21 protein-coding genes are annotated in these 24,972 nt (G+C 59.7%); 8 read left to right on the top strand and 13 right to left on the bottom strand.

All coding sequences use genetic code 11. The annotated features are described in order from the left end of the window. Positions 1–140: 140 nt before the first annotated feature. Together I5L79_RS07620 and I5L79_RS23625 are read right to left on the bottom strand one after the other, a co-directional pair. Positions 141–866: a LytR/AlgR family response regulator transcription factor gene (locus I5L79_RS07620; RefSeq protein ID WP_196954424.1), complete on the bottom strand. Its 726-nt coding sequence runs from the start codon at positions 864–866 to the stop codon at positions 141–143. Positions 867–1,046: 180 nt separating this feature from the next. Beyond that, positions 1,047–2,213 (bottom strand): sensor histidine kinase, encoded by a 1,167-nt coding sequence (locus I5L79_RS23625; RefSeq protein WP_196954423.1) that lies wholly within the window; start codon positions 2,211–2,213, stop codon positions 1,047–1,049. 252 nt (positions 2,214–2,465) lie between these two features. Between I5L79_RS23625 and I5L79_RS07610 the strand changes: the two genes are divergently transcribed. The 4 genes from I5L79_RS07610 to I5L79_RS07595 all read left to right on the top strand — a co-directional run bounded on the left by I5L79_RS07610 (position 2,466) and on the right by I5L79_RS07595 (position 9,765). Continuing rightward, positions 2,466–3,395: an ABC transporter ATP-binding protein gene (locus I5L79_RS07610; RefSeq protein WP_231402901.1), complete on the top strand. Its 930-nt coding sequence runs from the start codon at positions 2,466–2,468 to the stop codon at positions 3,393–3,395. Next, positions 3,395–4,240 carry an ABC transporter permease gene (locus tag I5L79_RS07605; protein ID WP_196954422.1) on the top strand — a complete coding sequence of 282 codons (846 nt, stop codon included), beginning with the start codon at positions 3,395–3,397 and terminating at the stop codon, positions 4,238–4,240. Before I5L79_RS07610 ends, I5L79_RS07605 begins: the two co-directional genes overlap by 1 nt. Positions 4,241–4,471: 231 nt before the next feature. Beyond that, entirely contained in the window at positions 4,472–7,048 is a 2,577-nt protein-coding gene (locus I5L79_RS07600) for a TonB-dependent receptor domain-containing protein (RefSeq protein WP_196954421.1), read from the top strand. A 194-nt stretch (positions 7,049–7,242) separates the two neighbouring features. After that, complete coding sequence (locus I5L79_RS07595; RefSeq protein ID WP_196954420.1) at positions 7,243–9,765, top strand: TonB-dependent receptor domain-containing protein; 2,523 nt, start codon at positions 7,243–7,245, stop codon at positions 9,763–9,765. A gap of 232 nt (positions 9,766–9,997) precedes the next feature. On the opposite strand, the gene I5L79_RS07590 is transcribed toward I5L79_RS07595, so the two are convergent. The 10 genes from I5L79_RS07590 to I5L79_RS07545 all read right to left on the bottom strand — a co-directional run bounded on the left by I5L79_RS07590 (position 9,998) and on the right by I5L79_RS07545 (position 21,742). Then, positions 9,998–10,735, bottom strand: a complete 738-nt coding sequence (locus I5L79_RS07590; RefSeq protein ID WP_196954419.1) for a shikimate dehydrogenase family protein — start codon at positions 10,733–10,735, stop codon at positions 9,998–10,000. A 92-nt stretch (positions 10,736–10,827) separates the two neighbouring features. After that, complete coding sequence (locus tag I5L79_RS07585) at positions 10,828–11,478, bottom strand: DedA family protein (RefSeq protein WP_196954418.1); 651 nt, start codon at positions 11,476–11,478, stop codon at positions 10,828–10,830. A 74-nt stretch (positions 11,479–11,552) separates the two neighbouring features. After that, positions 11,553–12,197 carry a spermidine synthase gene (locus I5L79_RS07580; RefSeq protein WP_196954417.1) on the bottom strand — a complete coding sequence of 215 codons (645 nt, stop codon included), beginning with the start codon at positions 12,195–12,197 and terminating at the stop codon, positions 11,553–11,555. 86 nt (positions 12,198–12,283) lie between these two features. Continuing rightward, positions 12,284–13,639, bottom strand: coding sequence for a PQQ-dependent sugar dehydrogenase (locus I5L79_RS07575; RefSeq protein ID WP_196954416.1), 1,356 nt, complete (start codon positions 13,637–13,639; stop codon positions 12,284–12,286). Positions 13,640–13,899: 260 nt separating this feature from the next. After that, a complete protein-coding gene (locus I5L79_RS07570) occupies positions 13,900–14,733 on the bottom strand; it encodes a phosphosulfolactate synthase (protein ID WP_196954415.1) in 834 nt (277 codons plus the stop codon). 197 nt (positions 14,734–14,930) lie between these two features. Continuing rightward, positions 14,931–16,328, bottom strand: a complete 1,398-nt coding sequence (locus I5L79_RS07565; RefSeq protein WP_196954414.1) for a tetratricopeptide repeat protein — start codon at positions 16,326–16,328, stop codon at positions 14,931–14,933. A gap of 92 nt (positions 16,329–16,420) precedes the next feature. Further along, on the bottom strand, positions 16,421–17,440 hold the full coding sequence (locus I5L79_RS07560) for an NAD-dependent epimerase/dehydratase family protein (protein WP_196954413.1): 1,020 nt from the start codon (positions 17,438–17,440) through the stop codon (positions 16,421–16,423). 70 nt (positions 17,441–17,510) lie between these two features. Beyond that, a complete protein-coding gene (locus tag I5L79_RS07555; RefSeq protein ID WP_196954412.1) occupies positions 17,511–18,272 on the bottom strand; it encodes a tyrosine-protein phosphatase in 762 nt (253 codons plus the stop codon). A gap of 24 nt (positions 18,273–18,296) precedes the next feature. After that, positions 18,297–20,771, bottom strand: a complete 2,475-nt coding sequence (locus I5L79_RS07550; protein ID WP_196954411.1) for a GumC family protein — start codon at positions 20,769–20,771, stop codon at positions 18,297–18,299. A gap of 68 nt (positions 20,772–20,839) precedes the next feature. Continuing rightward, positions 20,840–21,742 (bottom strand): polysaccharide biosynthesis/export family protein, encoded by a 903-nt coding sequence (locus I5L79_RS07545; RefSeq protein WP_196954410.1) that lies wholly within the window; start codon positions 21,740–21,742, stop codon positions 20,840–20,842. Between the two features lie 237 nt (positions 21,743–21,979). Between I5L79_RS07545 and I5L79_RS07540 the strand changes: the two genes are divergently transcribed. The 4 genes from I5L79_RS07540 to hpf all read left to right on the top strand — a co-directional run bounded on the left by I5L79_RS07540 (position 21,980) and on the right by hpf (position 24,756). Further along, positions 21,980–23,119, top strand: a complete 1,140-nt coding sequence (locus tag I5L79_RS07540; protein WP_196954409.1) for an acyl-CoA dehydrogenase family protein — start codon at positions 21,980–21,982, stop codon at positions 23,117–23,119. Positions 23,120–23,200: 81 nt separating this feature from the next. Beyond that, positions 23,201–23,398, top strand: a complete 198-nt coding sequence (gene rpsU, locus I5L79_RS07535) for a 30S ribosomal protein S21 (protein ID WP_196954408.1) — start codon at positions 23,201–23,203, stop codon at positions 23,396–23,398. Between the two features lie 135 nt (positions 23,399–23,533). Next, the gene (locus tag I5L79_RS07530; protein ID WP_196954407.1) at positions 23,534–24,421 is read left to right on the top strand and encodes a tyrosine-type recombinase/integrase; all 888 of its coding nucleotides are present in this window, start codon (positions 23,534–23,536) and stop codon (positions 24,419–24,421) included. 35 nt (positions 24,422–24,456) lie between these two features. Next, positions 24,457–24,756, top strand: coding sequence for a ribosome hibernation-promoting factor, HPF/YfiA family (gene hpf / locus I5L79_RS07525; protein WP_196954406.1), 300 nt, complete (start codon positions 24,457–24,459; stop codon positions 24,754–24,756). Positions 24,757–24,834: 78 nt separating this feature from the next. On the opposite strand, the gene I5L79_RS23490 is transcribed toward hpf, so the two are convergent. Further along, a complete protein-coding gene (locus I5L79_RS23490; RefSeq protein ID WP_262894860.1) occupies positions 24,835–24,966 on the bottom strand; it encodes a hypothetical protein in 132 nt (43 codons plus the stop codon). Positions 24,967–24,972 lie beyond the last annotated feature (6 nt).

The following is a 24,972-nucleotide window of genomic DNA, read 5'->3' as shown; positions in this document are numbered from 1 at the left end:
GCCCGCAGGGAGGTTGCATGCAGGCTTTGCCGCCAGCCAAATAACCACCTATCCATCTATAAAGCAACCTTTTACCGACACACAATATCCACGAAGGCTAATAAAACACGAAAGTCGAAGCTGGGAGCAACGATTCTAGCTTAAAGCATATTACTTGCGCGGAGCACGGCCGTTACGGCGTCGCGGTACGTGTCGCCGATGGGCAGCAGGCGGCCGGCAATCTGAACTTTGCCCCGTTCAATGTGCTCGATGCGGTTGAGCGCCACCAGAAACGACTTGTGGATGCGCGCAAACCGCTCGGGCGGCAACACCTCCTCCACCCGCCGGAACGACTGCAGCGTCAGCACCTTACCGCTGGTGGTATAAATCATCAGGTACTCCTTCATGCCTTCGATGTAGAGAATATCGTCGAAAGCCACGCGCTGGAGCCGGTGGTCATTTTTCACGAACATGGCATCGGGCGCGGCAGTGGCCTCGGCTGGCGCGGGGGCAATGGCCGCCGGGGCCGGCGCGGCCAGCTGCTGGCGTACCTTCTGCACGGCCTGCACGAACCGCTCGAAGGCAATGGGCTTGAGCAGATAATCGGCCGCGTTCAGGTCGTAGCTGCGGACGGCGTACTGGTCGTAGGCCGTGGTGAAAACCACGCGCGGGCCGGGCTGGGGCAGCAGCTGCGCCAGCTGCAAGCCCGTGAGGCGGGGCATGTGAATATCGAGAAAAACTACATCTACAGGGTTATCCTGCAGAAATGCCAGGCCCGCCAGCGCCTCATGAAACTGCCCCTTCAACTCCAGGCCGGGTATCTGCGCGCAGTAATCGGCCAGCAGCTCCAGGGCCAGGGGTTCGTCGTCCAGAATAGCGCAGGTCATAGGAGAAGGTGATGAGGTGACAGGTGATAAGGGCAATAGGGTGGGCAAGTACGCAAAAACCAGCCAGGGCCCCTACGGTGCGGTGCTGGAGGGCCGTTTTGCGGCTACCACTCAGGAGACTGGCCTTTATCCTCCGGCGGGCAGACGCCCCCGCTGTGCGGGCTACGTCTGCCGCCAGACCTATGGCAGCAGCACCATGGTCACAATGTGCTGGCCGGGCGGGGTTTGCACATCCAGGGCGTAGCGGCTGGGGTAAAGCAGCTCCAGGCGGCGGCGCAGGTTTACCAGCCCCACGCCGCCGGGCTGCCGGGGCAGGTCCCGCTCGGCATCGGCAGGCGCTACGTGGTTGAGCACCGAAAACCGCAGCAGGCCGTCCGCGGCCAGGTGAAGACTGATGTGAACCGCTACGGGGCGAGCGGCCAGGTCGCCATGCTTGAAGGCGTTTTCGACCAGCGGCAGCAGCAGCAGTGGAGCAATAGGGTGGGCACAGTCGGGCCCCGCCCCTTCCACATCAAAGCGGATGGCCTCGGGCGCGGAAGCTGGCAGGCGCAGGCGCTGCAGATCCAGGAAGCTGTGCAGGTGGGCCAGCTCCCGGCTCATGGGTACGGTGTCGGTACTGCTTTCGTAGAGCAGATAGCGCATGATTTCGGCCAGGCGCAGCACGGCCTCCGGGGCTTTGTCGGACTTGCGGCTGGTGAGCGAGTAGATGTTGTTGAGCGTGTTGAACAGGAAGTGCGGGTTGATCTGGGTTTTAAGCATGGCCAACTCCGTGAGCAGCTGCTGGCGCTCCAGCTCCCGGCGGTTGCGCAGCCCGCTGAGGTAGTCGCCCGTGATGCGCAGGCCCGAGCTGAAGAAGATAGTGCTCAGCCCCATCAGCGTGTATGGAATAATCATCATGAGCTTTTGCGGGGCAGTCTGGGCTTCTTCCATAGCGCCGCCCCCAATCAAGCCGGAAATGCCAAAGCGCAACGGCACGTAGGCTGCCAGCAACAGCAGCACGCCGCCCAGGTACGGCCAGAGCCGACCCCGGCCCACGGTGCCCGGCACGAGTACCATCCAGTTGAAATAGAAAATACTCGCCGACAGCACATTCGTGAGCAGGGCCCGCAGCACCAATTGGTTTTGCGGCATCCGCTGCTTGGGCCCGGCGTTGAGGTTGCTGTAGACGGCCAGTCCGTCGAACAGCAAGAGGGCGCCCCAGAACAGGAAATGTACCCATTTAGGCACGGCGGCTTCCTCGGAGCGGGGCCACCACTCCAGGCGGGAAAAGGCGCGCAGCCGGGCACGGCGGCTTTGCGGGGAGGCGGCCGACGAGGGCGCCGCAAGAGGAGAAGCAACGGTTTGCACCCCGGAAGATAGGCAGGCGCCGGATTTTGGCGGGTTCATCTTCAACCAACGCCCCGCCCGGCTTCAACCAACGGCGCACTTTCTGCCCCCAATCCGTGGCCCCGGCTGATTAGCTGAGTTTCTGGTCTGTTTTTCGGGTTGAAGCGGCAAAAACCGCCATTGCCGGGAAAGCCGGCCGGCTTGGTTGAATACCCGGAAAAGCACCGGAAGCAGCCGCTACGTTTGCTGTCGTCTACTCTGCTTTTCTGCGCTATGAACTCAACTGCTCCGCTCCTGGTCGAAACCCGCGACCTGTCTTTCCAATTCGGCCAGCGGCCCATTCTACACAGCCTGCCACTGCAGGTACCGGCCGGCAGCATTTATGGCTTTCTGGGGCCCAACGGGGCTGGCAAAAGCACCACTATGCGGCTGCTGCTGGGGCTGCTACAACCCACGGCCGGCTCGGTTCACCTGTTCGGCTACGAGCTGCGGCGGCACCGCGTGGCTTTGCTCAGCCGCGTGGGCGCCCTCATCGAAAACCCTTCGCTCTACGACCACCTCACGGGCTTTGAGAACGTGGAAGCCACCCGCCGCCTGCGCGGCGTGCCGGCCCACCGCACCGCCGAGGTGCTGGAAATAGTAGGCCTGACGGAAGCCGCCCGCCGTCCGGCCCGCGAGTATTCCCTGGGGATGCGCCAGCGCCTGGGCCTGGCCACCGCCCTGCTCTCCGACCCCGCCCTGCTGCTGCTCGACGAGCCCACCAACGGCCTCGACCCTAACGGCATCATCGACATGCGGGAGCTGCTGCGCCGCCTGCGCGACGACCACGGCAAAACCATCATTGTCTCAAGCCACCTCATCAGTGAAATAGAGAAGGTGGCCACCCACGTGGGCGTCATTCAGCAGGGGCGCATGGCGTTCCAGGGCAGCCTGCCCGACCTGCAGCGTCTGCAAACCGGCCGGGCACGCCTGGTGCTCGAAACCGAAAGTGCCGACACCTGCCGTAACCTGCTGCCCCGGCTACTGGGCTCGGCCCAGGTAATTGGCACCGGCACGCTGTGGCTGCCCTGGCTCACGCCCGCCCAAACCGCTGAGGTGGCCGCCGCCGTGGTGGGCGCCGGGCTGCCGCTCTACGGACTGCGCCTGGAGCAGCCTTCCCTCGAAGAAACCTTTCTGCACCTCACCGAAAACGCCGCTGTATAATGACTACGCTTTCTGCCTCCGACTCTTTCCTGGCTTTGCCGGTTGCCCCGGCTCCCCTCACCCAGCTGCGCCGCAGCCTGCAGGCCGATACGCTCAAGCTCCGGCGCACGGCGGCCCTACGGCTGACGCTTTTCAGCGGGGCGCTGCCGGTCTTGCTGGTGTTCATGATTTACCTGTTCAAGGGGCACGCCATCGTGAAGCCGGGCACCGACCCGTGGCCGAGCTTCCTGATGCGTTCCTGGCAAACGGCAGGCACCCTGCTGCTCCCATTGTTTGTGGTGCTGCTTACCAGTTTGCTCGTGCACGTCGAAACCAAGGCTACGGCCTGGAAGCACCTGTATGCGCAGCCGGTGGGCCGCGGGGCAGTATTTGTTTCCAAGCTGCTGGTATTGCTGGCGCTGAACGCGGTGGCGCTGCTGCTTTTTGCCGGCCTGCTGCTGGGTGCCGGCGCCCTGCTGATGCTGGTGCGGCCCAAGCTGGGCTTCCAGAGCCACGCTATTCCGCTGGAAACCATCGTCTGGATGCTGGGCCGCACCTATGTGGCTACGCTTGGGCTACTGGCTGTGCAGTACATCGTGAGCTTGTTTTGGCGCTCCTTCGTGGTACCAGTAGGTATCGGCATGGGCGCGGTGGTATCGACCATTGCCTTGCTGCAGTGGGAGCATGCCGATAAAATCCCGTACGCGGCCCCACTGGGCACGGCCGTATCCCTGCGCCTCGATAAAGTAAAGGGCATTGTGGTGGCCCACGAGCTGGCCCCGCATGAGTGGTACAGTCTGGCCTGGTTTGCGGGCGCTCTGGTAGTTGGCTATTTTCTGCTGCAGCGGCGCACCATCACTGCCTAAGGTGGCATGGGTATGGCCGGCTGGCGTGCCCGTTCACGCCGATAAATGGCCCGTTGGTTGGAATAAAACCGGCCTGCCGCAACCCTACCGTAGTTTTGCAGTCCTTAGCGCGCTGCTCATACCACTCGGCCAACAGGCTTGTCGGCTGACTTCAATCCCAGTCCTGATTGACCTGCCTGAGTTATACCAGCACCCTGCTCCGCTCTTTTTTCACGCTTCCTTCTTACCGCTATGAAACACACATATCTTCCCTTGGTCCTGACGAGCCTGCTCGCAGCCCCTGCCCTAGCCCAAACCACGCCTGCTCCTGCTGGCCAGCGGCCTACCGGCGGCACCGTAACGGCCACCAGCACTGCCCTGCCCGCCGCGCCCCAAGGCACCGGCCGCCTCGAAGGCACCGTGCTGGATGCCACCACCAAAAAGCCTGTGGAGTATGCCACCGTGGCTTTGCTGCCCGCCAACGGCGAAGTTCCGCTGGATGGGACGGTGGCCGACGACCGGGGCCGCTATCAACTGAAAAACCTGGCTCCCGGCTCTTACCGCCTGCAGATCAGTTTTATTGGTTATACAGCTCAGTTGGTGCCCGTCACCGTAACCAGCGGCGCTACCACGGTGCCCGCCGTGAGTCTGGCTTCCAGCACCCAGAAGCTGGGCGAAGTAACGGTAACGGGTGAGCGTCCCGTAGTAGAAAGCAAGCCCGACCGCCTGGTTTACAACGCCGCCCAGGACGCCACCAACCGCGGGGGCACCGCCGCCGACGTGCTCCGCAAGGCGCCTATGCTGAGTGTGGACCCCGACGGTAACCTGCAGCTGAACGGCTCGGCCAACGTGCGGGTGCTCATCAACGGCAAGCCCTCGGCGGTGGTATCCGGCGACCTGGCGCAGGCCCTCAAGCAGCTGCCCGCCGACCAGATCAAGAACGTGGAGGTAATTACCTCGCCCTCGGCCAAGTACGACGGTGAAGGCTCCGGCGGCATTGTGAACATCGTGCTCAAGGAGAATAACCTGCAGGGCATCAACGGGAACGTAGGTCTGGCCGTGGGCACGCGCAACTCCAACGGCAACCTGGGCCTCAATGCCCGTAAAGGCAAGCTGGGCTTGTCGGCGGCGCTGAATGGGTGGGGCTTCTACGCCCCTGGCGACCAAGAAGTGGACCGCACCGACCGCAACGTGTTAAATAAACAGAAAGACCTGACCACAGGCTATTTGCGCCAGCGCAACGACGGCTTCGGGGGCGGCGGGGGCGGCAATGGCCGCATTGGGCTGGACTACGAGCCGGCTCCGAACCACGCGCTCAGCCTAGCCTTCAACGGTAGCCTGTTCCGCAACCGCTTTGACGTGGATATTGATAACCGGTATGACGTCGCTTTAGGTGAACCTGCTGACAGCACTGGTCAGTTGGGCAACTACCAGCGCGAAACGATGCAGAAGTTTCGCACCCAGAGCTACGATCTGACGGGCACCTACACGCGCACCTTCGGGCAGGGCAGCCGCCGCGAGTGGACGGTGCTGGCCCAGCACTCCCGCAACCGCAACTACCGCTTCTACGATGTAGACCAGTTTCCGCTAGAGGCCAGTACCGATGGAATGCCGGTATTTCAGGAGTTCAGCCCCAACACGGCCCGCAACCTCGAAACCACTATTCAGACCGACTACGTACTGCCTATCAAGGAAAAGCAGACGTTGGAGTTTGGCGGCAAGCTGATTAAGCGCACTGTAGAAAGTGACTACCGCGTAAGCCGGGCCGACGGGGATGCCCCCTTTGCAGAAGTAAGTGCCCTCACCAACACCTACGACTACAACCAGGATGTGCAGGCCGGCTATGCTACGTACGCTACCCCCCTGGGCAAGCTCTACAACGTGCGGCTGGGGGCCCGCGTGGAGCGCACCGACCTGCAGGGCAACTTCCAGAACCAGGACAAGCCCTTCAGCCTCGACTTTACGAACGTGCTGCCCAACGTGGCCCTTACGCGCAACCTCAAGCAGCCGGGCTCTACGGTACGCCTGAGCTATTCGCGCCGGATTCAGCGGCCCAGTATTTTCTACCTGAACCCCTACCGCAACGTAACCGACCCGCGCAACATCTCCCAGGGCAACCCCGAGCTGAAGGCCGAATTCACCGACAACTACGAGGTGAACTGGAATACCTTCGTGAAAGGCTCCGTGCTGAACGTGACGGCCTACTCGCGCCAGACCAACAACGCCATTGAGCGCATATACAAAACCGATAAGCAGGGCCGGGTAGTATCGACCTACGGCAACGTGGCCCGAAACCAGACCTACGGCCTCAACCTGTTTGGCTCGTTCAAGCCTCTGCCCAAGTGGGACATCAGCGGCAACGTAAGTGCCTACTATGTGTACCTCTTCAGCCAGTCGCTGACTGACCTGGGCCAGCGCGGCAAGAACTCCGGCGTGGTGTACTCGGCCAATATCAACTCGGGCTACAAGTTCGACAAGGGCTTGAGTCTGCAGTTCTTCGGCATGCTGAACTCGCCCCGCATTCAGCTGCAGGGCAAAAGCTCAGCCTGGCAGATGTATTCCATTGGCCTGCGCAAGGAAGTGCTGAAGGGTAAAGGCGACTTCACGCTCAACGCCGACAACCCCTTCACGCGCTACGTGAAGCTGGCCAATGACTTCGACAACGGCTTTTCCGACTCGCGCAACACCACCTTCATCTATAACCGCGGCGTGCGGGCCGCCTTCAGCTACCGCTTCGGCAAGCTCGAAAACAAGCCCCAGCGCCCTAAGCGTAGCATCCGGAACGACGACCAGAAAGCCGGCGAGGGTGGCGGCCAGGGTCAGCCGTAAGACTTTGATTGGCTGTTTGAGTGAAATTGGTTGGAACGGCCCGGGGTATTACCCCGGGCTGTTTTTTTGCGGCTCCTGCCAACGCCGGCCCTATTTTCCGGCTCTCTGCGTGAAATAACGGCCGGGCTTGCAGCGTTTCCGAAATTCCACTGTTAGTGGCGTGTCTGTCGATTCTTCTTTTATCCTTTCGTTTTATGAAGCAGTGGTTACACCTGCTGCTGCCGGCGCTGCTGGCAGCCTCTCCTACCCTGGCCCAGACTACCCCGGCCACTCCTACCCAAACGGCTACCAAAGGCACCGGCCGTCTTTCCGGCCGGGTGCTGGACGCGGCCACCCAGAAGCCCGTAGAATACGCCACCGTAGTGCTGCTACCCGCTACGGGCACGGCGCCCCTGGCCTCGACTACCGGCGACGAGCAGGGCCGGTTTGAGCTGAAAAACCTGCCGGCCGGCTCTTTTCGGCTGCAGCTTAGCTTTGTGGGCTACACCACGCGCATCGAAAATGTGACGGTGACGGGCCAGCTGACGGATCTGGGCGCCCTCACCCTGGCTACCAGCACGCAAAAGCTGGGCGAAGTAACCGTGACCGGAGAGCGGCCCGTTATCGAAAGCAAGCCCGACCGGCTGGTATACAACGCCGACCAGGATGCCACCAACGCCGGCGGCACGGCCTCGGACATCCTGCGCAAAACGCCCATGGTGAACGTGGACGGGGACGGCAACGTGCAGCTGCGCGGAACCTCCAACGTGCGTATTCTCATCAACAACAAGCCTTCGGCCATGCTCTCGGGCAACCTGGCGGAGGCCCTGAAGCAGATTCCGGCCGACCAGATCAAGGCCATTGAAGTGGTGACTTCGCCCTCGGCCAAGTACGATGCCGAAGGCTCGGGTGGGGTCATCAACATCGTACTGAAAAAGAACTCCCTGGAAGGCACCAACGGCAGCGTAGGTGCTACGGCCGGCAACCGCAACCAAAGCCTGAATGGCTCCCTTAATGCCAAGCGCGGCAAGTTTGGCGTTAATACCAAGCTCACGGGCTTCCGCAACCTCTACCCCTACCGCTCCAGCACCACCCGCACCGACTTTGTGCCAGGCTCTGGTGGGGAACGGCAGGTGCTGGGGCAGCTGGAGCAACGCACCGTGTCGGAGAATACGGGCAAGGGCGGCTACGGGCAGGTGGAATTCACCTACGACCCTTCGCCCCTGCACAGCTTCACGCTCAGCGGCAACGGAAACCAGTACCAAAGCAGCTCACCCCAGGAGCTGTTCAACGAGTACCGGCAAACTACGCCCTCGGCCCCCGGGCAGTTCTCGCTCGATACGCTGTACTCCCGCGACATTGTGCAACGCTTCCAGTTCCGCAACTACGACCTGAACGCAGGCTACACGCGTACCTTTGGCGAAGCCCAGCCCCGCCGCGAGTGGAGCGTGCTGGCCCAGCACACCCAGAACCGCAACACCCAGGAGTACAGCCTCGACCAGTACCACTCTGCCGATGTGCAAAAGGGCCCGCTGGAATACCAGGAGCGTAGCAACAACCTGGCCCGCAACACCGAAACCACCCTGCAGACGGATTACACGCACCCGTTCAGCGCAACCAGCACCCTGGAGGCCGGGGCCAAGACCATCCGCCGCACCGTCAGCAGCGACTACAGCCTGGATACTTTGCTCACGCGGGTGCAGCCCGACTTTATGCGCAGCGTGCGCCGCTCCAATGCCTTCGACTACAACCAGAACGTGCTGGCAGCCTACGCCACCTACGGCTTCACGCTCGACTCGGTGTACAACTTCAGCCTGGGTGCCCGCCTGGAGCGCACCGATATCAAAGGGGAGTTTCAGGGGGAAAACGGCCGGTTTTCCAATGACTACCTAAACGTGCTGCCCAACCTGAGCGTGACGCGCACCCTTGGCAAGCCGGGCCAGACGTTGCGCTTCAGCTATTCCCGCCGCATTCAGCGCCCCCAGATTTACTACCTGAACCCCTACGTGAACCAGAGTACGCCCAGCAGCATCAGCTACGGTAACCCCAACCTCTCGCCCGAAATAACGGACTCCTACGAGCTGAGCTACGGCACCTTCGGGGAGAAAACCTCCTTGAACGTGTCGGCCTACACGCGGCGCACCGGCAACTCTATTGAGGAGTTCAACCGTTACAACGAGGAATTGGCCCGCACCGAAACTACCTTCGGCAACCTGGCTACCAACACCACCTTCGGGCTGGGCCTGTACGGCTCCTGGAAGCCCGTGAAGGGCTGGGACATCAGCAGCAACCTCAACACCGACTACACCCGCATCTACAGCGCCGCCCTGAGCCGCACAAGCAGCCGCCTGAACGGCTCCATGAACCTGAACACGTCCCTGAAGCTGGGCAAAGCCTACTCCCTGCAGGGCTTCGGCGGCGGCTGGACCGGCGGCGTGCAACTGCAGTCGCGCTACGCGGGCGGCATTTGGTACGGCGTTGGGGTGAAGCGCACCCTGCTCAAGGAAAAGGCCGACCTCACGTTGAACGCCAGCAACTTTCTGCAGAATGGACGGGCTTTCCGCAACACCACCGAAACCGACCAGTTCCGCAGCACCGGCACCTGGTTTCAGTACAACCGCGGCGTGCGTCTGTCCTTCAACTACCGCTTCGGCAAGCTGGATAGCGGCTCCCAGCGCCAGCGCCGCACCATCCAGAACGACGACTCCAAGCAAGGCGGCAGCAAAGGCGGCCAATAGCGGTGAGAGGGGTGACACGTAACACGTTGTCATAGCGAGGCCTGTGGCGCATCAAGCCAGTGTCCGAAGCAATCCGTCCTGAGCAGCGTACCAAGCCCCTAAGGCACAAAGCCCCTGACGCCAGCACGGACGTCAGGGGCTTTTTGGTTTATAACCGGTCTGGTTTTGTCTAGGACGGATTGCTTCGCCTCGCAATGACACCGAAAACTCACTATTTCACTATCTCACCATTTCACTTCTTCCAGATATCCCAGGCGGCTTCGGCTTGCAGGCAGAGCATTTCGAATCCGTTTTTGGTGGCCGCGCCCTGCGCCTGACCCCGCTTCATAAACTCGGTTTCGCGGGGGTTGTACACCAGGTCGTAGAGGAAGTGCTCGGGGGTGAGAGCTTCATAAGCGAGGGTGGGGCAGTCGTCTACGTTGGGGTAGGTACCCACGGGCGTGGTGTTGATGATGAGCTGATGACCGCGCAACAGCTCCGGCGTAAGCTCCTCGTAGGTGAGGCCTGCGCCAAGTGGGTGCCGCGACACAATCCAGTAGCCAATGTTCAGGTCGCGCAGGGCTACCTCCACGGCTTTGGCGGCGCCCCCGTTGCCCAGCACCAGCGCCCGGCCCTCGAAGCCCCGGGGCAAAAAGTCCCGCACCGACTCCCGGAAGCCAATCATGTCGGTGTTGTGGCCGATCAGCCGACCATCGGGGCGAAACTCAATGACATTAACGGCTCCTACGCGGGCAGCCGTGGGCGCCGTATCGTGCAGGTAAGGCCACACGTTTTCCTTGTAGGGTATTGTCACATTGAGGCCGCGCAGCTCGGGGTGGCGCTCCAGCAGCGCCGGCAGCTCATCAATGAATGGCAGCTCAAACAGCTCATAGTGATGATCCGCCAGCTGCAGGCTTTGAAACTTCTGGGTGAAGTACGTCTGGGAAAACGAGTGGGTCAGGGTGCGCCCCAACAATCCGTAGGTAGGCATAAGAACTGAAAATAGAGCGGTAAGCAACGAAAAAACCACCTCAACCCCATGCGGCCAGGTGGTTTTTCTACGTAAAGTTCCGGCAGCGCGCCTTAAGCCTGCCGCGGCGCCAAACGGCTTTTCACTACTTCCCATACCGCCGGCAGCACCGACACCACGATGATACCGATGGTAAACAGCCCGAAGTTCTGCTGGATCCAGGGCAGTCTGCCCAGGAAGTAGCCCGCGCCCGTCAGCAGCGTCACCCACAGCACAGCCCCCACCACGTTATAGCTCAGAAACTTGCCGTAGCTCATGGTGCCTACGCCCGCAATAAAGGGCGCAAACGTGCGAATGATGGGAATGAAGCGGGCGATGATGATGGTTTTGGCTCCGTGCTTTTCGTAGAAGGCCTGGGTGCGCTCCAGGTGTTCCCGCTTCAGGAACCGGGAGTTTTCGCGAAATACGCGGGGCCCCAGGTAGTCGCCAATGTGGTAGTTGAGCGTATCACCCAGCACAGCAGCCAGAATCAGCAAGCCTATCATCAGCCACACATTGAGCGGGGAGTCTGGCAGGGCCGCCGCTGCGCCGGCCGCAAACAGCAGGGAGTCGCCGGGCAGGAAAGGCAGAATAACCACCCCGGTTTCCACGAAAATAATCAGGAAAAGGATGGCGTAGGTCCACGCCCCATACTGCTGGATTATCTCGGCTAGGTGCTTATCGAGATGCAGAATAAAGTCAAGAATCTGTTTCAGAAAATCCATCAGAAGAAGAAAAGGCGCGACCAGCCGCACCACAAAGAAAGCAGGCCCGCCGCACATATCCGTGCCACCTTACCTTACGGCTTGCGGGCCACTACCAGCTGGTTGAGCTTTTCTACCCGTTGAAACACGCGCAACTCCAGGCCCAGTTGCGTGGCGTGCTGGTGCAGAGTTTCCGTAAGGGCCGCGTGGCTTGGGGCTTCAATGGCATTGAGCAGCACCGAGCCGCCAGACTCCAGCAGCCGGTGCAGCGCCTGCCAGAACGGCCAGCCAAACACTTCCGGCGGTATCTGGCTGTCAATCGAAATATCCACGATAATGAGGCCGAATCTTTCCGGAGCCTGCTGCACCCAGGCAAAGGCATCGGCCGGCACAATGCGCAACTCCGGGCCGGCTGTGATGCCAAACTCCTCGGCGGCCAGCTGAATCACGGCCGGGTCCAGCTCCACGGCCGTTATAGAGTGGCGGTACTGCAGCTCCTGGCGCAGCGTCTGTATTACGGAACCGCCGCCCAGGCCCAGCAGCAGCACGTGCCGCACGGCTTCCAGCGGAATCTGCTGCAAGCCAAATCGAAGCACCCGCTGTAGCGCGCCGTAGGAGTAGTTGGCGGTGCGGGAGTCGAGTACCTTACGCCCCTGGTAGAGCGTGACCTCAAGCTCCCCGCTCACGGCCGAAGGCACGCGGCGCGTAAACGGAAACAGGTAGCTCAGAAGCTTTTTCATAGGCCGCAGATTTCCGCGAAAGTACGCCACTGCCAAGGTAATATGCATACGCCTTTTGAACGGTGGAGAGACGCCTGATACCCGCCCTACCCTTCAGCCGTAATGCGCCAGAGCTTACCAGCGGCATCATCGGCGACGAGCAGGGCCCCGTCGGGCAGCACGGTGATGCCCACGGGGCGGCCGTACACTTCCTTTTCGGCTTCGTTGGCTATGAAACCCGTCACGAAGTCTTCCATCGGGCCGCTGGGCTTGCCGTTCCGGAATGGCACGAACACCACTTTGTAGCCTGAGAAGTCAGCGCTGTTCCAGGAACCGTGTTGCCCAATGAACGCACCGTTCTGGTATTTGGCAGGAAAACTCCTCTGGTCATAAAAAGCCAGACCCAGCGAGGCTGTATGCGGGCCCAGCGCTACCTCCGGCACCAGGGTTTTGGCTACTAAATCGGGCCGCTCGCCTTTGCGGCAGGGGTCTTCGTGCCGGCCAAAGTATGCGTAGGGCCAGCCGTAGAACCCACCTGCGCGCACACTTGTCAGGTAGTCGGGCACCAGCTCGTCGCCCAGCTCGTCACGCTCATTCACGGCCGTCCAGAGAGTAGCGGTGCCGGGGGCCCAATCCATACCCACGGGGTTGCGCAGGCCGCTGGCGTAGATCTGCTCACCCGAGCCGTCGGGGTTTATTTCCAATATGTTGGCGCGGCGTTCTTCTTCCTTGATGCCGTGCTCCGCCACGTTGGAGGCCGAGCCCACGCTCACGTAGATTTTTCGCCCATCGGCCGAGGCCAGCAGGTTGCGCGTCCAGTGGTTGTTGTAGCCGCCTTTGGGCAGCTCCAGGATTTTCTCGCCCCGGGCGTTGATGGTCGTTTGGCCGGCCTTGTAGGGGTAGCGCCACACGCCGTTGGTATTGGCCACGTAGAAGTGCGCCCCCAGCAGCAACATGCCAAACGGCTGCTCCTGATCTTTCAGAAACACTTCCCGCATCTCAGGTTTGCCATCCTTGTTGGCGTCGCGCAGCAGCGTAATGCGGTTGGCACTCGTCAGGCGCAGGGACCTGGATGGGTCAAGTTTGAGGGCAGCCGCGGCTTTTTCCTTGGCACTGGAGGGCACCGTGTTGGCTTCGGCCACCAGCACGTCGCCGTTGGGCAGCACGTAGGTGTTGCGGGGGCTTTCGAGGTTGGTGGCATATTCCGTCACGCGGAAGCCGGCCGGTACTATGGGCAGCTTGCCCGCCGGCCAGCCAATAACCTTGCTGCGCTTGGTGTTGGATTTGGTGGAATAAGGTGCAGGCAGATTCACCCCCGTAGCCGCCGTAGCCACAGTATCGGTGGGGGTAGCGGCCTGGGCTTCGGCCTTTTCCTGCTGGCTGGGCTGGGAGCCGCAGGCGGCTAGGAATGTCAGCGCGGCCAAGCCGGTTGGTGCGCGAAAAGAGAAGAGCGTGTTCGACATAAGCAGTGCAGGCAAGGCTCCGGCTGGGTAGCGGACCTTTGCTTGTACTACCAGCAGCAGCAAGAGGTTGGCCCCCGCCGGCGGAAGCTCCCTGAGCAACACAGGCTGCTAAGGGTTTCCTCTTTGTTCATCCCCGCAGCTTCACTTTCTCTGCCTGAGTGCACATCTTGGGTTATTTGCTGTTCTTTTCCACGCAAACAGGCTGCCGATGGAGCATCAGCAGCCTGTTTGCGTGGAATTACTATCCCTCTGTGTTGAAACTAGCCGCGCGGCATGGAGGTGCCGGGCTTGCCCTGCACTTTGGGCTCGGGCTTGAACATGTCGTCCACGTTCTCCAGATCCAGGAAATCCAGGAAAGTGTCGCCGCGCAGCCCCAGCCGGATGGTTTCTAGGCTGATGATTTCGTTGGGCGCGATGTTGCCCAGGTTTACATTGGGCCCGAGCAGCTTGATAAACCACACCTGCTGGGCTTTCTGAGGCGCTTCCCAGATAATCTTCTCGAAAGGAATCTGAGTCAGAATTTCCTCTACCAGACCTGAGCGCACCTCACCGGTGCTACGGAACAAGCCCACGTTGCCGGCTTCCCGGGCTTCGCCAATCACCTTCACGGCGCCGGCCTCCAGCTCCGTTTTCATCTGCGAAATCCACTTGTAGGGCGGAATAATCTTTTCCGCATCCTTGGAGCCTACCTCGCTCAGCACCTTCACATCCTGCGACAGGGTGCGAATGAACTCCAGCTTCTTGTCGTGGTTCAGGTCCAGGGAGCCGTCCGATACCTCGGCGTATTCCATGCCCATCTTATCGAGCAGGCGGCGGTAGTCCTCGAACTGGTTGCGGATGATAAAGGCCTCGAACAGCGTACCTCCGAAATATACCGGAATGCCAGCCTCGCGGTAGACGGCCAGCTTACGCTCCAGGTTGGGCGCTACGTAGGACGTGGCCCAGCCCAGCTTCACAATGTCGGTGTACGCCGCCCCTACTTCCAGAAAGTCTTCCACTTCCCGCACGCTGGAGCCTTTGTCCATCACCATGGTAAAGCCTTGTTCGCGGGGTTTTTCGGTGCGCTCCGGCAGCTGGGTCAGGTTGTAATTCATGTAGTAGGGTCTTGGGGTCTTGGGGTCTTGGGGTCTTGGTCTAGGCCAGACTTCATTTCCCGGAAAAAACAACGTGGGCAAAAGTACGGCTGTTTTTTGGGTCTTGGGGTCTTGGGGTCTTGGGGACTTGGTTGACCGGCGACGAAGCGTGGGCTTCCTTGCGCGGAAACCAAGTCCCCAAGTTTCGGCTCACGCGCCTATTTTCGGTACTGGTCGATGAGGCGGGCCAGGGCCTTCTGGGATTCCAGCTCAGGGAAATAGTCGAACAGTAGGCGGTGCTTGTCGAAGTCCAGCACCAAGGCATTTTCCAGGGTTTCGTAGGCCTCGCGGTAGCGCCCGGCCGCCAGCAGGTAGGCGCACAGGCGGTACTGCAGCTCGGCCTCAGCTGGCTGAATCTCCAGGGCGTTGCGCATCAGGTCCACGGCCCCGTCAAAATTGCCCTGCTCGTAGAGAATGATGCTCCAGTTCAGCCAGGCGTCCTTGCTGTCGGGCGCCACCTGCGTGGCTTTGTCGTAGGCTTCCAGCGCACTTACGATGTTGCCTACCTGGTACTCGGCGGCGGCCAGGGCCATCCAGTACTCCAGGCTTTCGTCGTAGAGCGTCACGGCCTTACGGAAGAAATGAATGGCCTCAAAAGCCCGATTCTGGGCAATGAGCACAATGCCGATGCCAAACCAGGCCTCATCCATCGTGTTGTCGAGGTCAATGGACTTCTGATAAAAGCGGCGGGCCAAGTCCCACTCGGCCAGCTTCTCGTGGCACTCACCAATGTTGCAGAGTGCCTCGGGCGTGGGCTGGCCTTCGGGGTAGCTGAGCTCAAACTCCTCAATGGCCTTGCGGTAGCGCTCCAGGCTCACATAGGTACTGGCCAGGTAGCCATGCGCTTCGTAGAACTTGGCATCAATCAGCAGGGCATAGTCGAAGGAGCTGATGGCGTCGTCGAACTTGCCGGCGCGGAAATACGCCTGCCCCAGGTTGTACCAGGCAATGGCCGAATACGGGTCGTCGTCGGTAAAGCGGCGGAAAAACTCCAGATTTTTTTCTAGCCGGTCGCTTACTTCCAGGCAGTACAGCAGCTCCTGCACGGCCACATCGTTGTCGGAGTTGATGCGCAGGCTTTGCTTGTAGTGCTTGGCGGCACTTTTGTACTTCTGCCAGCTCTGGTAAGCCAGGCCCAGGTTGAAGTGGATGTCGTCGCGCTCGGGGAAGCGCTCCACGGCACTCAGAAAGAAAGCTACGGCCTCGGCAAACTCGCCCTTCTGGGTGGCAATGATGCCGCGCGTCACAGCCACGTCGGGGTTGTCGGGGTCGAGCAGGGCCACGTTCTCAATCTGGTCGGCGGCGGCGGTGTACTCGCCTTTCATGGCCAGCACCTGGGAACGGTCAATCAGCAGCTCGGTGCTGAACGGATACAGGGCAATAGCCGCCTCACAAGCCTGCAGGGCCTGATCGTACTGGGTGTGGGTGGTATAGTGGTCGATGATATTCTCGAAGTCGGCCAGGTCGAAAAACACCGGCTCGTTGCTGGCCATCATTTCCTCAAAACGGCGCACGATGTCCAGCACTTCGTCCCGGTCCTCAAAATTCTCATTCATTCGCATATTCCTACAATCGGCAAAGAGAACCGCCAAAACGGCAGTTCTCCGAGGAAAAGACGCCTGCTCCGCGCAGTGAGCAAGCTACCAGCCTAAGATACAACAACCGCACCGGAGGCCACTACGTTCCGCCGTAATTCCTCGCAGCACCAGGCAATGGTATCGGCCACGGGCCGAAAGCCCAGCCCGGTAGTGCGCTGCACTTTGCCGGCCTCGTACACCAGCGGCTGACGACCGGCACGGGCTGTGTCTTTGGTGATAAGCGGACGGCTGCCCGTGAGCACGCCGCGCGCGTGCTCCAGGCGCCAGATGACCTCAGCGGCCCAATTGGGCACGGCCGTGGTGGGAGGCTTTTTGCCAAAGCAGCGCGCCGCCTGCGCCAGCAGCTCCCGCAAAGGTACGGCTTCGGCGCTGAGGATGTACCGCTCCCCGCGCACCGGCAGCTCCAGCCCCAGCCGCAGCATCTGGGCCACCACTTCGCGCACGTCCACCACGTTGATGGTGCCAGGCGTGTAGAAGCGGTGCTCCTGGTAGGCATAGCGCAAAAGCCGGGTGCTGCTGCGCGTCCAGTCAGCCGGGCCCAGTATCACCGAGGGGTTCACGATGACGGCGGCCAGCCCTTCCGATATTCCCCGCCACACTTCCAGTTCGCCCAGGTATTTGGAAGTAGCATAGGCGGCGTGGGCAGCGCCAAGGTCCCACTTGGCGTCTTCCGTCACCACCAGCGGAAGCGTATTGAGCGTTTCTTCTGAAGCCGCTCCACCGCCCAGTGCCGCCACCGACGACACGTGGCACAGGCGGATACCTGGGCGCTCCAGGCAGGCGTCCACCAGGTTGGCGGTGCCTTCCACATTGATTTGCAGCAGGGCGTCTTCGTCCTGCGGGGCGTAGGAAACCAGCCCGGCACAGTGAAACACGTGCGTGACGCTCTCCAGCGCCTGTCGCAGCAACAATGGGTCAAGCAGGTCACCTTGCAGCCACTCCACCTGTTCGGCAGCGGGCACTGCCGGAATGTGCTGCCGGTACAGGGCCCGCACCTGCTCGCCCCGGGCTATCAGGGCCGGAATCAGGAAAGAGCCAATTAGGCCGCTGCCGCCGGTAACGAAAATCATAGAGGTACTTGGGAATTAGGGACTTGAGGCTTGATTGATGTTTAATTACATCCAATCCCCCACGTCCCTATTACAGACTTCGATTCAGCAGTGGCAAAGCCAGGGCTTTGGCCAGGTAGCCGGTGGGCAGCACTTTGTGACGGAGCGTATCCACGTGCTTAAGGTGATGCGCATCGGTGCCCAGCATATCCACCAGCCCGGCGTCTATCAGCTTTTCGGCTACGTGCCTGGCGCCAGCCGAGTAGTAGCCACACAAAGAGTTCAGGTTCACCTGCAGCATCACGCCCATTTCGCGCAGCCGGGGCAGCTCGTCAAACTTGCTGTAGAGGTAGGTATACCGCTCGGGGTGGGCCAATACCGGCTGGTAGCCCGCCGCCTGCAAGTCGAAGACAATCTGCGGCAGGTTGAAAGGCTCGTTGATGTAGGAGGTTTCTATCAGCAGGTACTTCTTCTCCCCCCCGAAGCTCAGCATTTCTTCTCCGTTTTCGAGGCGGCGCGGAAACCACTCGTCCAGGTAATACTCGGCGGCACACTCCAGCACCACATCGGTGATGCCCGCTGCCGTAGCCGCTTCCTGCAATTGCCTGAGTGCCCCCCGGATGCCTTCCGGCGTGTTGCGGTAGAAGTCGCCCATCACGTGGGGGGTCATGATGAGCTTACGGTAGCCCAGCCCGCGCATCTCCCGCAGCAATTCCACCGAGTGCTCCACGGTTTCGGCACCGTCATCAAGGCCGGGTAGCAGGTGGGAGTGCATATCCGTTAGCAGTTCTCCCAGCGACGCGGCCGGAGCCGGGGCACCTCTACTGAAAATCTTGCGAAACCATAATGCCATGGGGATGCGAACTACGGCCGATTGCTAGGAAAACTGTTTGCGTAGCCGCTGCCACCAGCTACGCCTGGGCTGCGTGTCCTCGTAATAGCCCTGGCCATAGCCGTAGCCGTAGCCATAGCCGTACCCATACCCGTAGCCATACAGCCCGCTCGAGCGAGCATCGTTCAAAATGGTAGCCAAACGGGTAAAACCGTTGGTACGCACCAGCTTGTTGATGTTCTTGAGGAAGGCCTTTTTAGAATAGTCGGCGCGTACGATATAGATCGGCACATCGGCCTTGCGCATGATCAGGATGCCGTCCGTCACTAGTCCTACCGGCGGGGTATCAATCATGATGACGTCGTAGTGCTGGTGCAACTCGCTCAGCATCTCGTCGAATTTGGGGTTCAGAATCAGCTCCGACGGGTTGGGCGGCGTCGGGCCCGCTGAAATAAAGTCCAGAGTAGGAATGGACGTGTGCTGAATACACTCCTGCCAGGTATGGCGCTCAATCAGGATAGTACTGATGCCCTTTACGTTTTCAGCGCCGAATGCCAGATTTACCTTGGGCTTGCGCATATCCAAGTCCAGAATTACCACGCGCTGGTCCGACGAGGCAATAATTCCTGCTAGGTTAACGGTAACAAAGGTTTTTCCTTCGCCGCTAATCGTTGAGGTAATAGAAATCAGCCGTTTCTTCTTGGACGAGGCCATAAACTCCAGGTTCGTACGAATGGAGCGGATAGACTCAGAAATAGCTGATTTTGGGTTTTTGTCGACAACCAGGCGGGATACCAGCAGCTTTTCCTTGTCATAGGTGGGTATGACGCCTAGCACCGGGGCAATGCTGTTACGCTCCAGTTCCCGGATGTTGGTTACGCTATTGTGCATGAAATAGCGCGTAGCTACCAGTCCCAGTCCCATGAATATACCGCCGGCCAGGCCAATGGCGTACACAATCAGACGGACCGGCGAAATGGGTGCACTAGGCATGGAAGCCGGGGACAGAATCTGAAAATCGGGCGTGGTACCGGCTTTTGCGATGCTGTACTCCACCCGCTTGTCCATCAGCATCAGGTACGACTTCTCGTACAAATCGAAGGGGCGCTGCAGGCGGGCGCGCTCGGTTTCGCGCTGCGGCAGTACCTGCAGTTCACTGTTGAGCTTATCGCGCTGCTGGTTGAGCGCACCAAGCTGCTCCCGTACTACGCGCAGGCTCTGCTCCAGCGACTCGCGCACGTTGCGCTTGGCGTATTCGACGGCCGCGCGGCGCTGCTGCACGGCTTCGGTAGCTTCGGTATTAGAGCGCAGCACGCGCCGTAAGTCCTGCTGAGCGAGATTAAGTTCAGCTATCTGCTGAGTAAGGACGGGGTCTTCCAGCAACGCCAGGCCCGGCACACTCTGCTCCACTCCCGTATTCTCGTCGCGCGAAATCTGCTCGCGCGAGGTGAGCCGCGCCACGCTCGTGAGCAGTTCCAGCCGGCGCTGCAGGGCCTGGCGCTCTTTTTCCTGTCCCTCCAGCTGCTGGGTGATAGTGGCCACTCCACCCCGGACGTCGTACATCTTGGCGCGCTTGGCAAACGACTGCAGCGCAATTTCGGCCCGCTGCAGGCTGTCGCGCGTGAGTTCCAACTGCTGATCCAGGTACTGCATAATCTGCTGCTGGCCCTGCGTGTTCTTACTTAGCTTAGCCAGCAGGTACACGGTGTCGATACGGTTGACGATATCGTGCGCTTTGCGCAGATTATGATCCGTAAAGGAGATGCTGATTGTGCTGGCCTCCGGGTTAACAATCTCAACCGACAGGTTATCATCAAAGTATTGATTGATAGCCGCGTCGTCATTGATTACGAAGTGGTAGTTGTTGTTAACAACGTCCTCATCAAAATGCCGGGTTTTCGTAATAACGACTTTCGCGCCACCCAGATCCACCGGAGTGCCTACCCGGTATTCGCGCGGCTCTTCGTTTTTCTCGTGTGTCAGCTGAAAGGTTTCGGGGCCGGTGAACAATACGCCAAAACGCGTGTTGTAAAACCGTGAGTCCTGCACATCATACTCCACGTGAAACGGCGAAGTACCATACAGCTCAGCTTCCAGCACCGTGCCCTGTGAGTAGTAGTTTACATCCAGGTTCAGGGAATCCTTCAGCTGCCGGTAAATGAGGTTGGACTTTATCAGCTCCACTTCGCCGGACAGGTTATTCACGGTCTGCAGCCCTTCGGCCCCACCCAGCGTCTGCCCCAGCCCCAGCGCCCCGGCCTCCTGCTTTTCGTCAATCTTCAGTGTTGAAGAAGACTTATAGGTTGGCTTGGTGTAGCGCAGAAACATCCAGGAGCTGGTTACCCCCAGCAAAATGAGCAGGATAATCCACGGCACACTCCGCCGGGCTACCATCAACAGCGTTGTTACATCGAAGCCGGAGCTTTCTTCTTCAAAGCCAGACTCGATAACGGGCGAGGGGGCCCCATTACCCGCGTTTCTGATCAGTTCTTCTAGCTCAGCGTTTTCGTTGTTGGCCATTCCAGACTACAGAAGTAGATTCTTAATGTTCAGCGTACCTAATAGGCCACGCGACCTGTTGCAACTGCTTATTGCTTGATATTTATAATCAGCAGAACGGTGGTAACAGCGGTGGTTACTACCTGTAACACCGGGATTATGTCAGTTAGTGCCTCTCGGAAGGGCCGGCGCACTGGTTCAATATAGACGATATCGTTTGGCTGCATACGCAGGTCGGCCCGGCGCATGCCTTCAATGGTTGACAGGTCGATAATCTGTACCATCGGATTTTTCAAATCTCCCCGGATCAGGCGGATATTAAATGCCTTTCCGTACCGCGTAGCGCCACCACTGCTACCCGTGTTGGTTCGGGCATCAATCCCATTTACGGTTGCCAGAATCTCGATCAGATTCATATTGTCATTGTACAGTGGCACCACCACACCGCCGGGGGTACCTAGTACAAACACCCGGCTATTGGTTACCCGGGTGGCCACAAAAGCATCCTTGTAAAAGGCATTGTACCGAAGCTGCAGCAGGCTATCGGCCTGTAGCAGCGTGTTGCCGGTGATTTTGACGTAGCCCACCATCGGAAGCTTTACTACGCCGTCGCTCTGCACCAGAAACTCTGAGTCGCCGGCCGGGCGGCTGCCCACATCACCACCGCGGGTTAGCTCACCGCCCGACTGCGTTGCGCCCGTGACAAGGCTCTGATTGCCTGGCACTCCGAAGCGCAACTCCCCGTTGGGGTCTACCAGCCGCTCACCTTTATTGGTGTACACCCGCACCTGCAGGTAATCATTGGGCTTGATGACGTAGTTCTGACTTAGTTTTCTCAGGGCCGTTTGCAGCCGTGCCGTATCCACGGAGGTGCTGTTCTCCGTTTGAAACATGATGTTCTGCCGGTACGACCGGGAGGTGGCACAGGAGGCCAGCAGTACGACCGGAGCCAGCCACAGCCAGCTAAGAAGACGAAGAAGGGGAGTGCGCATGCAGGCTGCTGAAGCCATAAGGGAAAACAAATCCAGCCTCGTGAAAAGCTGGATACCAGAGAATTTTTTCTTAAAAACCTTCAAAGTAACCGAATACGGTTGCCGATTCAAAATTAGCGGGTTCTGCGGACTTCGGGCCCAAAGCAGTTGGTAGCGGCAAAACCGGTAGCTTCGTGGACCCAAATCCAGCTTCGGCTGGTTACGCTCTTACCCTTCCCCACCCAAACCTTTACGAAAATGGAACTGGTAGCAACTGAGAACCAGACAATGATTGCGCAGATGGTGCGCGACTTTGGTGCCACCCACATCAAGCCGCACATGATGCGCTGGGACGAAACCCAGGAATTTCCCGCCGACGTTTTTCACAAGCTCGGTGAACTTGGCCTAATGGGGGTACTGGTGCCCCAGCAGTACGGCGGCTCCGGCTTCGGCTACACGGAGTACGTAACGGCCATTGCGGAGTTGGCTAAAATCGATGGCAGCATTGGCCTGAGCATGGCGGCGCACAACTCCCTGTGCACCGGCCACATCCTGCAGCACGCCTCAGAGGAGCAAAAGCAGAAGTACCTGCCCCGGCTGGCCAGCGGGGAATGGATTGGCGCCTGGGGCCTGACGGAGCCCAACACCGGCTCCGACGCCGGCAACATGCGCACCGTAGCCGTGGAGGATGGGGACTTTTATGTGCTGAATGGCGCTAAAAACTTCATTACGCACGGCAAAAGCGGCCACGTAGCGGTGGTTATTGCCCGCACCGGCGAGGTAGGCGACTCCCGCGCCATGACGGCCTTTATTGTGGAGCGGGGCACGCCCGGCTTCGAGGGCGGCCGCAAGGAAGACAAGCTGGGCATGCGCGCCTCCGAAACCACCGAAATGATTTTCACTGACTGCCGTGTGCCCAAGGAAAACGTGATTGGCAGCGTCGGCGACGGGTTTGTGCAGGCGCTGAAGGTGCTGGACGGGGGCCGCATCAGCATTGCGGCGCTCAGCCTGGGCATTGCGCAGGGCGCCTACGAGGCAGCACTGCAGTACTCCAAGGAGCGGCAGCAGTTCAACCAGCCCATCAGCAACTTCCAGGGCATCAGTTTCAAGCTGGCCGATATGGCCACGGAAATCGAGGCTGCCTCGCTGCTCACCTACCGCGCCGCCGACATGAAGGACCGGGGCCTGAACGTGAACCGCGAATCGGCCATGGCCAAGTTGTATGCCTCGGAAGTGGCTGTGCGCGCTGCCAACGAAGGTGTGCAGATCTTTGGCGGCTACGGCTACACCAAAGACTACCCGGCCGAGAAATACTACCGCGACGCCAAGTTGTGCACCATTGGCGAAGGAACTTCCGAGATTCAGAAGCTGGTTATTGCCCGCACTATTCTCAAGTAACCTTGTCGGGGCTTGCGTAGTAAGCTACAGCCATTTATCTTTGCAGCCCTTAACAGGAGAAGTCTCAACCTCATTGACCATATGATCATCGTCCAAATCAAAGAAAACGAGTCGGTTGACCGCGCCCTCAAGCGTTTCAAAAAGAAATTTGAGCGCACCGGCGTATTGAAGGAACTGCGTCGTCGCACGTTCTTCCAGAAGCCGTCCATCACGAACCGCAAGCAGAAGCAGAAGGCTATCTACAAGCAGGTAACGTACGGCAACGACGCTGCCAACTAACTGACGCGACCTGTGGTCAGGATTTGACCGCCTGAAGGGCTATTCCAGCTTTTCAGGCGGTTTTTTCGCGTTCGTACTTTTCAGTTTAATTCCCTACATTGGGTATCCCGACCTCAACAGTCGGCCTTTTGGTGTATGGAATTATTTTTTTCGTATCTGCGGTCGGAGCGGCGCTATAGTCCGCACACGCTGCTTTCGTACCAGACCGATTTACGGCAGTTCAGCGAGTACCTGAAGACTGCATACGAGCTGGACGACGCGGCCCTAGCCGACCACACCCTCATTCGCTCCTGGATTGTGGAGCTGATGCAGCAGAACCTGGACCCGCGCACCGTCAACCGCAAAATTGCCTGCCTCCGCTCCTACTACAAGTTTCTGCTGCGCACGGGCGTCGTCAGCAAAAATCCGATGCTGCGCATCACGGCCCCCAAAATGGCCAAGAAGCTGCCGGACTTCGTGCCCGAGGAGTCGTTGAACGGGCTGCTGAACTCGTTTGAATTTCCGGAGTCGTTTGAAGGCGCGCGCGACCAACTGGTGCTGGAGCTGCTTTACGGCACCGGCATCCGCCTCTCCGAGCTGCTGGGCATCCGCCACGACGACCTAAGCTTGCCCGGCCGCACCGTGCGCGTCACGGGCAAAGGCAACAAGCAGCGCATCGTACCGCTCAACCCTACGCTGGTGCAGGTACTGGAGCGGTATATAGCCCGGAAGCAACAGGAATTCCCGGCGGGCGGCAACGCGGGCGGCCCCCTGCTCGTTACAAACAAGCAGGAACCGCTCTACGAAAAGTTCGTGTATCGCACCGTGAAGCACTATTTAAGCCATATCACAACGGCCGCCTCGCAGCAGCACCCACACGTGCTGCGGCATTCCTTTGCCACGCATCTGCTCAGCAAAGGGGCTGATCTGAATGCCATTAAAGAGCTGCTGGGCCATGCTAACCTAGCCGCCACGCAGGTGTACACGCACTTATCGATTGATAAGCTGAAAGCGGTTTTTGAAAAGGCCCATCCCAAGGCCTAGTTGTTCCTTTTTCCTACTCCCTAACCCCACTACTGATGAAAGTACAGATGCAATCGGTGCATTTCGATGCCGACCAAAAACTGCTCGACTTCATTCAGAAGCGCCTTGATAAACTGGAAACCTTCTATGACCGTGTTACGGAAGGTGAAGTAATCATGCGCCTCAACAACAAGGATGGTATAGCCAATAAAACGGTAGAAATAAAAGTACTGGTGCCCGGCACCATGCTGTTTGCCCAGGAAGATGCCGGCACTTTTGAAGCCGCCACCGACGCCGCCGCCGACAGCCTGAAGCGCCAGATCACCAAGTATAAGGACAAGATGGTCAGTCACTAACCAGCTGGCAGCTCATAGATTTTAATAAAAAGCCCCGCCTGACGATGCCAGGCGGGGCTTTTTATATTTCGGGCTTGCCTAGTGCTGCACGTAATACAGGAACTCACCCGTGCTGACGCCCGCGCGGTAGATGAAGTACGCCGCCAGCACCGCTAGTCCAAGACGGGCGGACTTGCTGACCGGCAGCAGGGTTTCCATTAAGCGAAGCATAATTTT

This window comes from Hymenobacter guriensis (assembly GCF_015773195.1).
Classification (GTDB): Bacteria; Bacteroidota; Bacteroidia; order Cytophagales; family Hymenobacteraceae; genus Hymenobacter; species Hymenobacter guriensis.
Note: the sequence above shows the minus strand (reverse complement) of the source record. Positions and strands in the feature narration are given on the sequence as shown.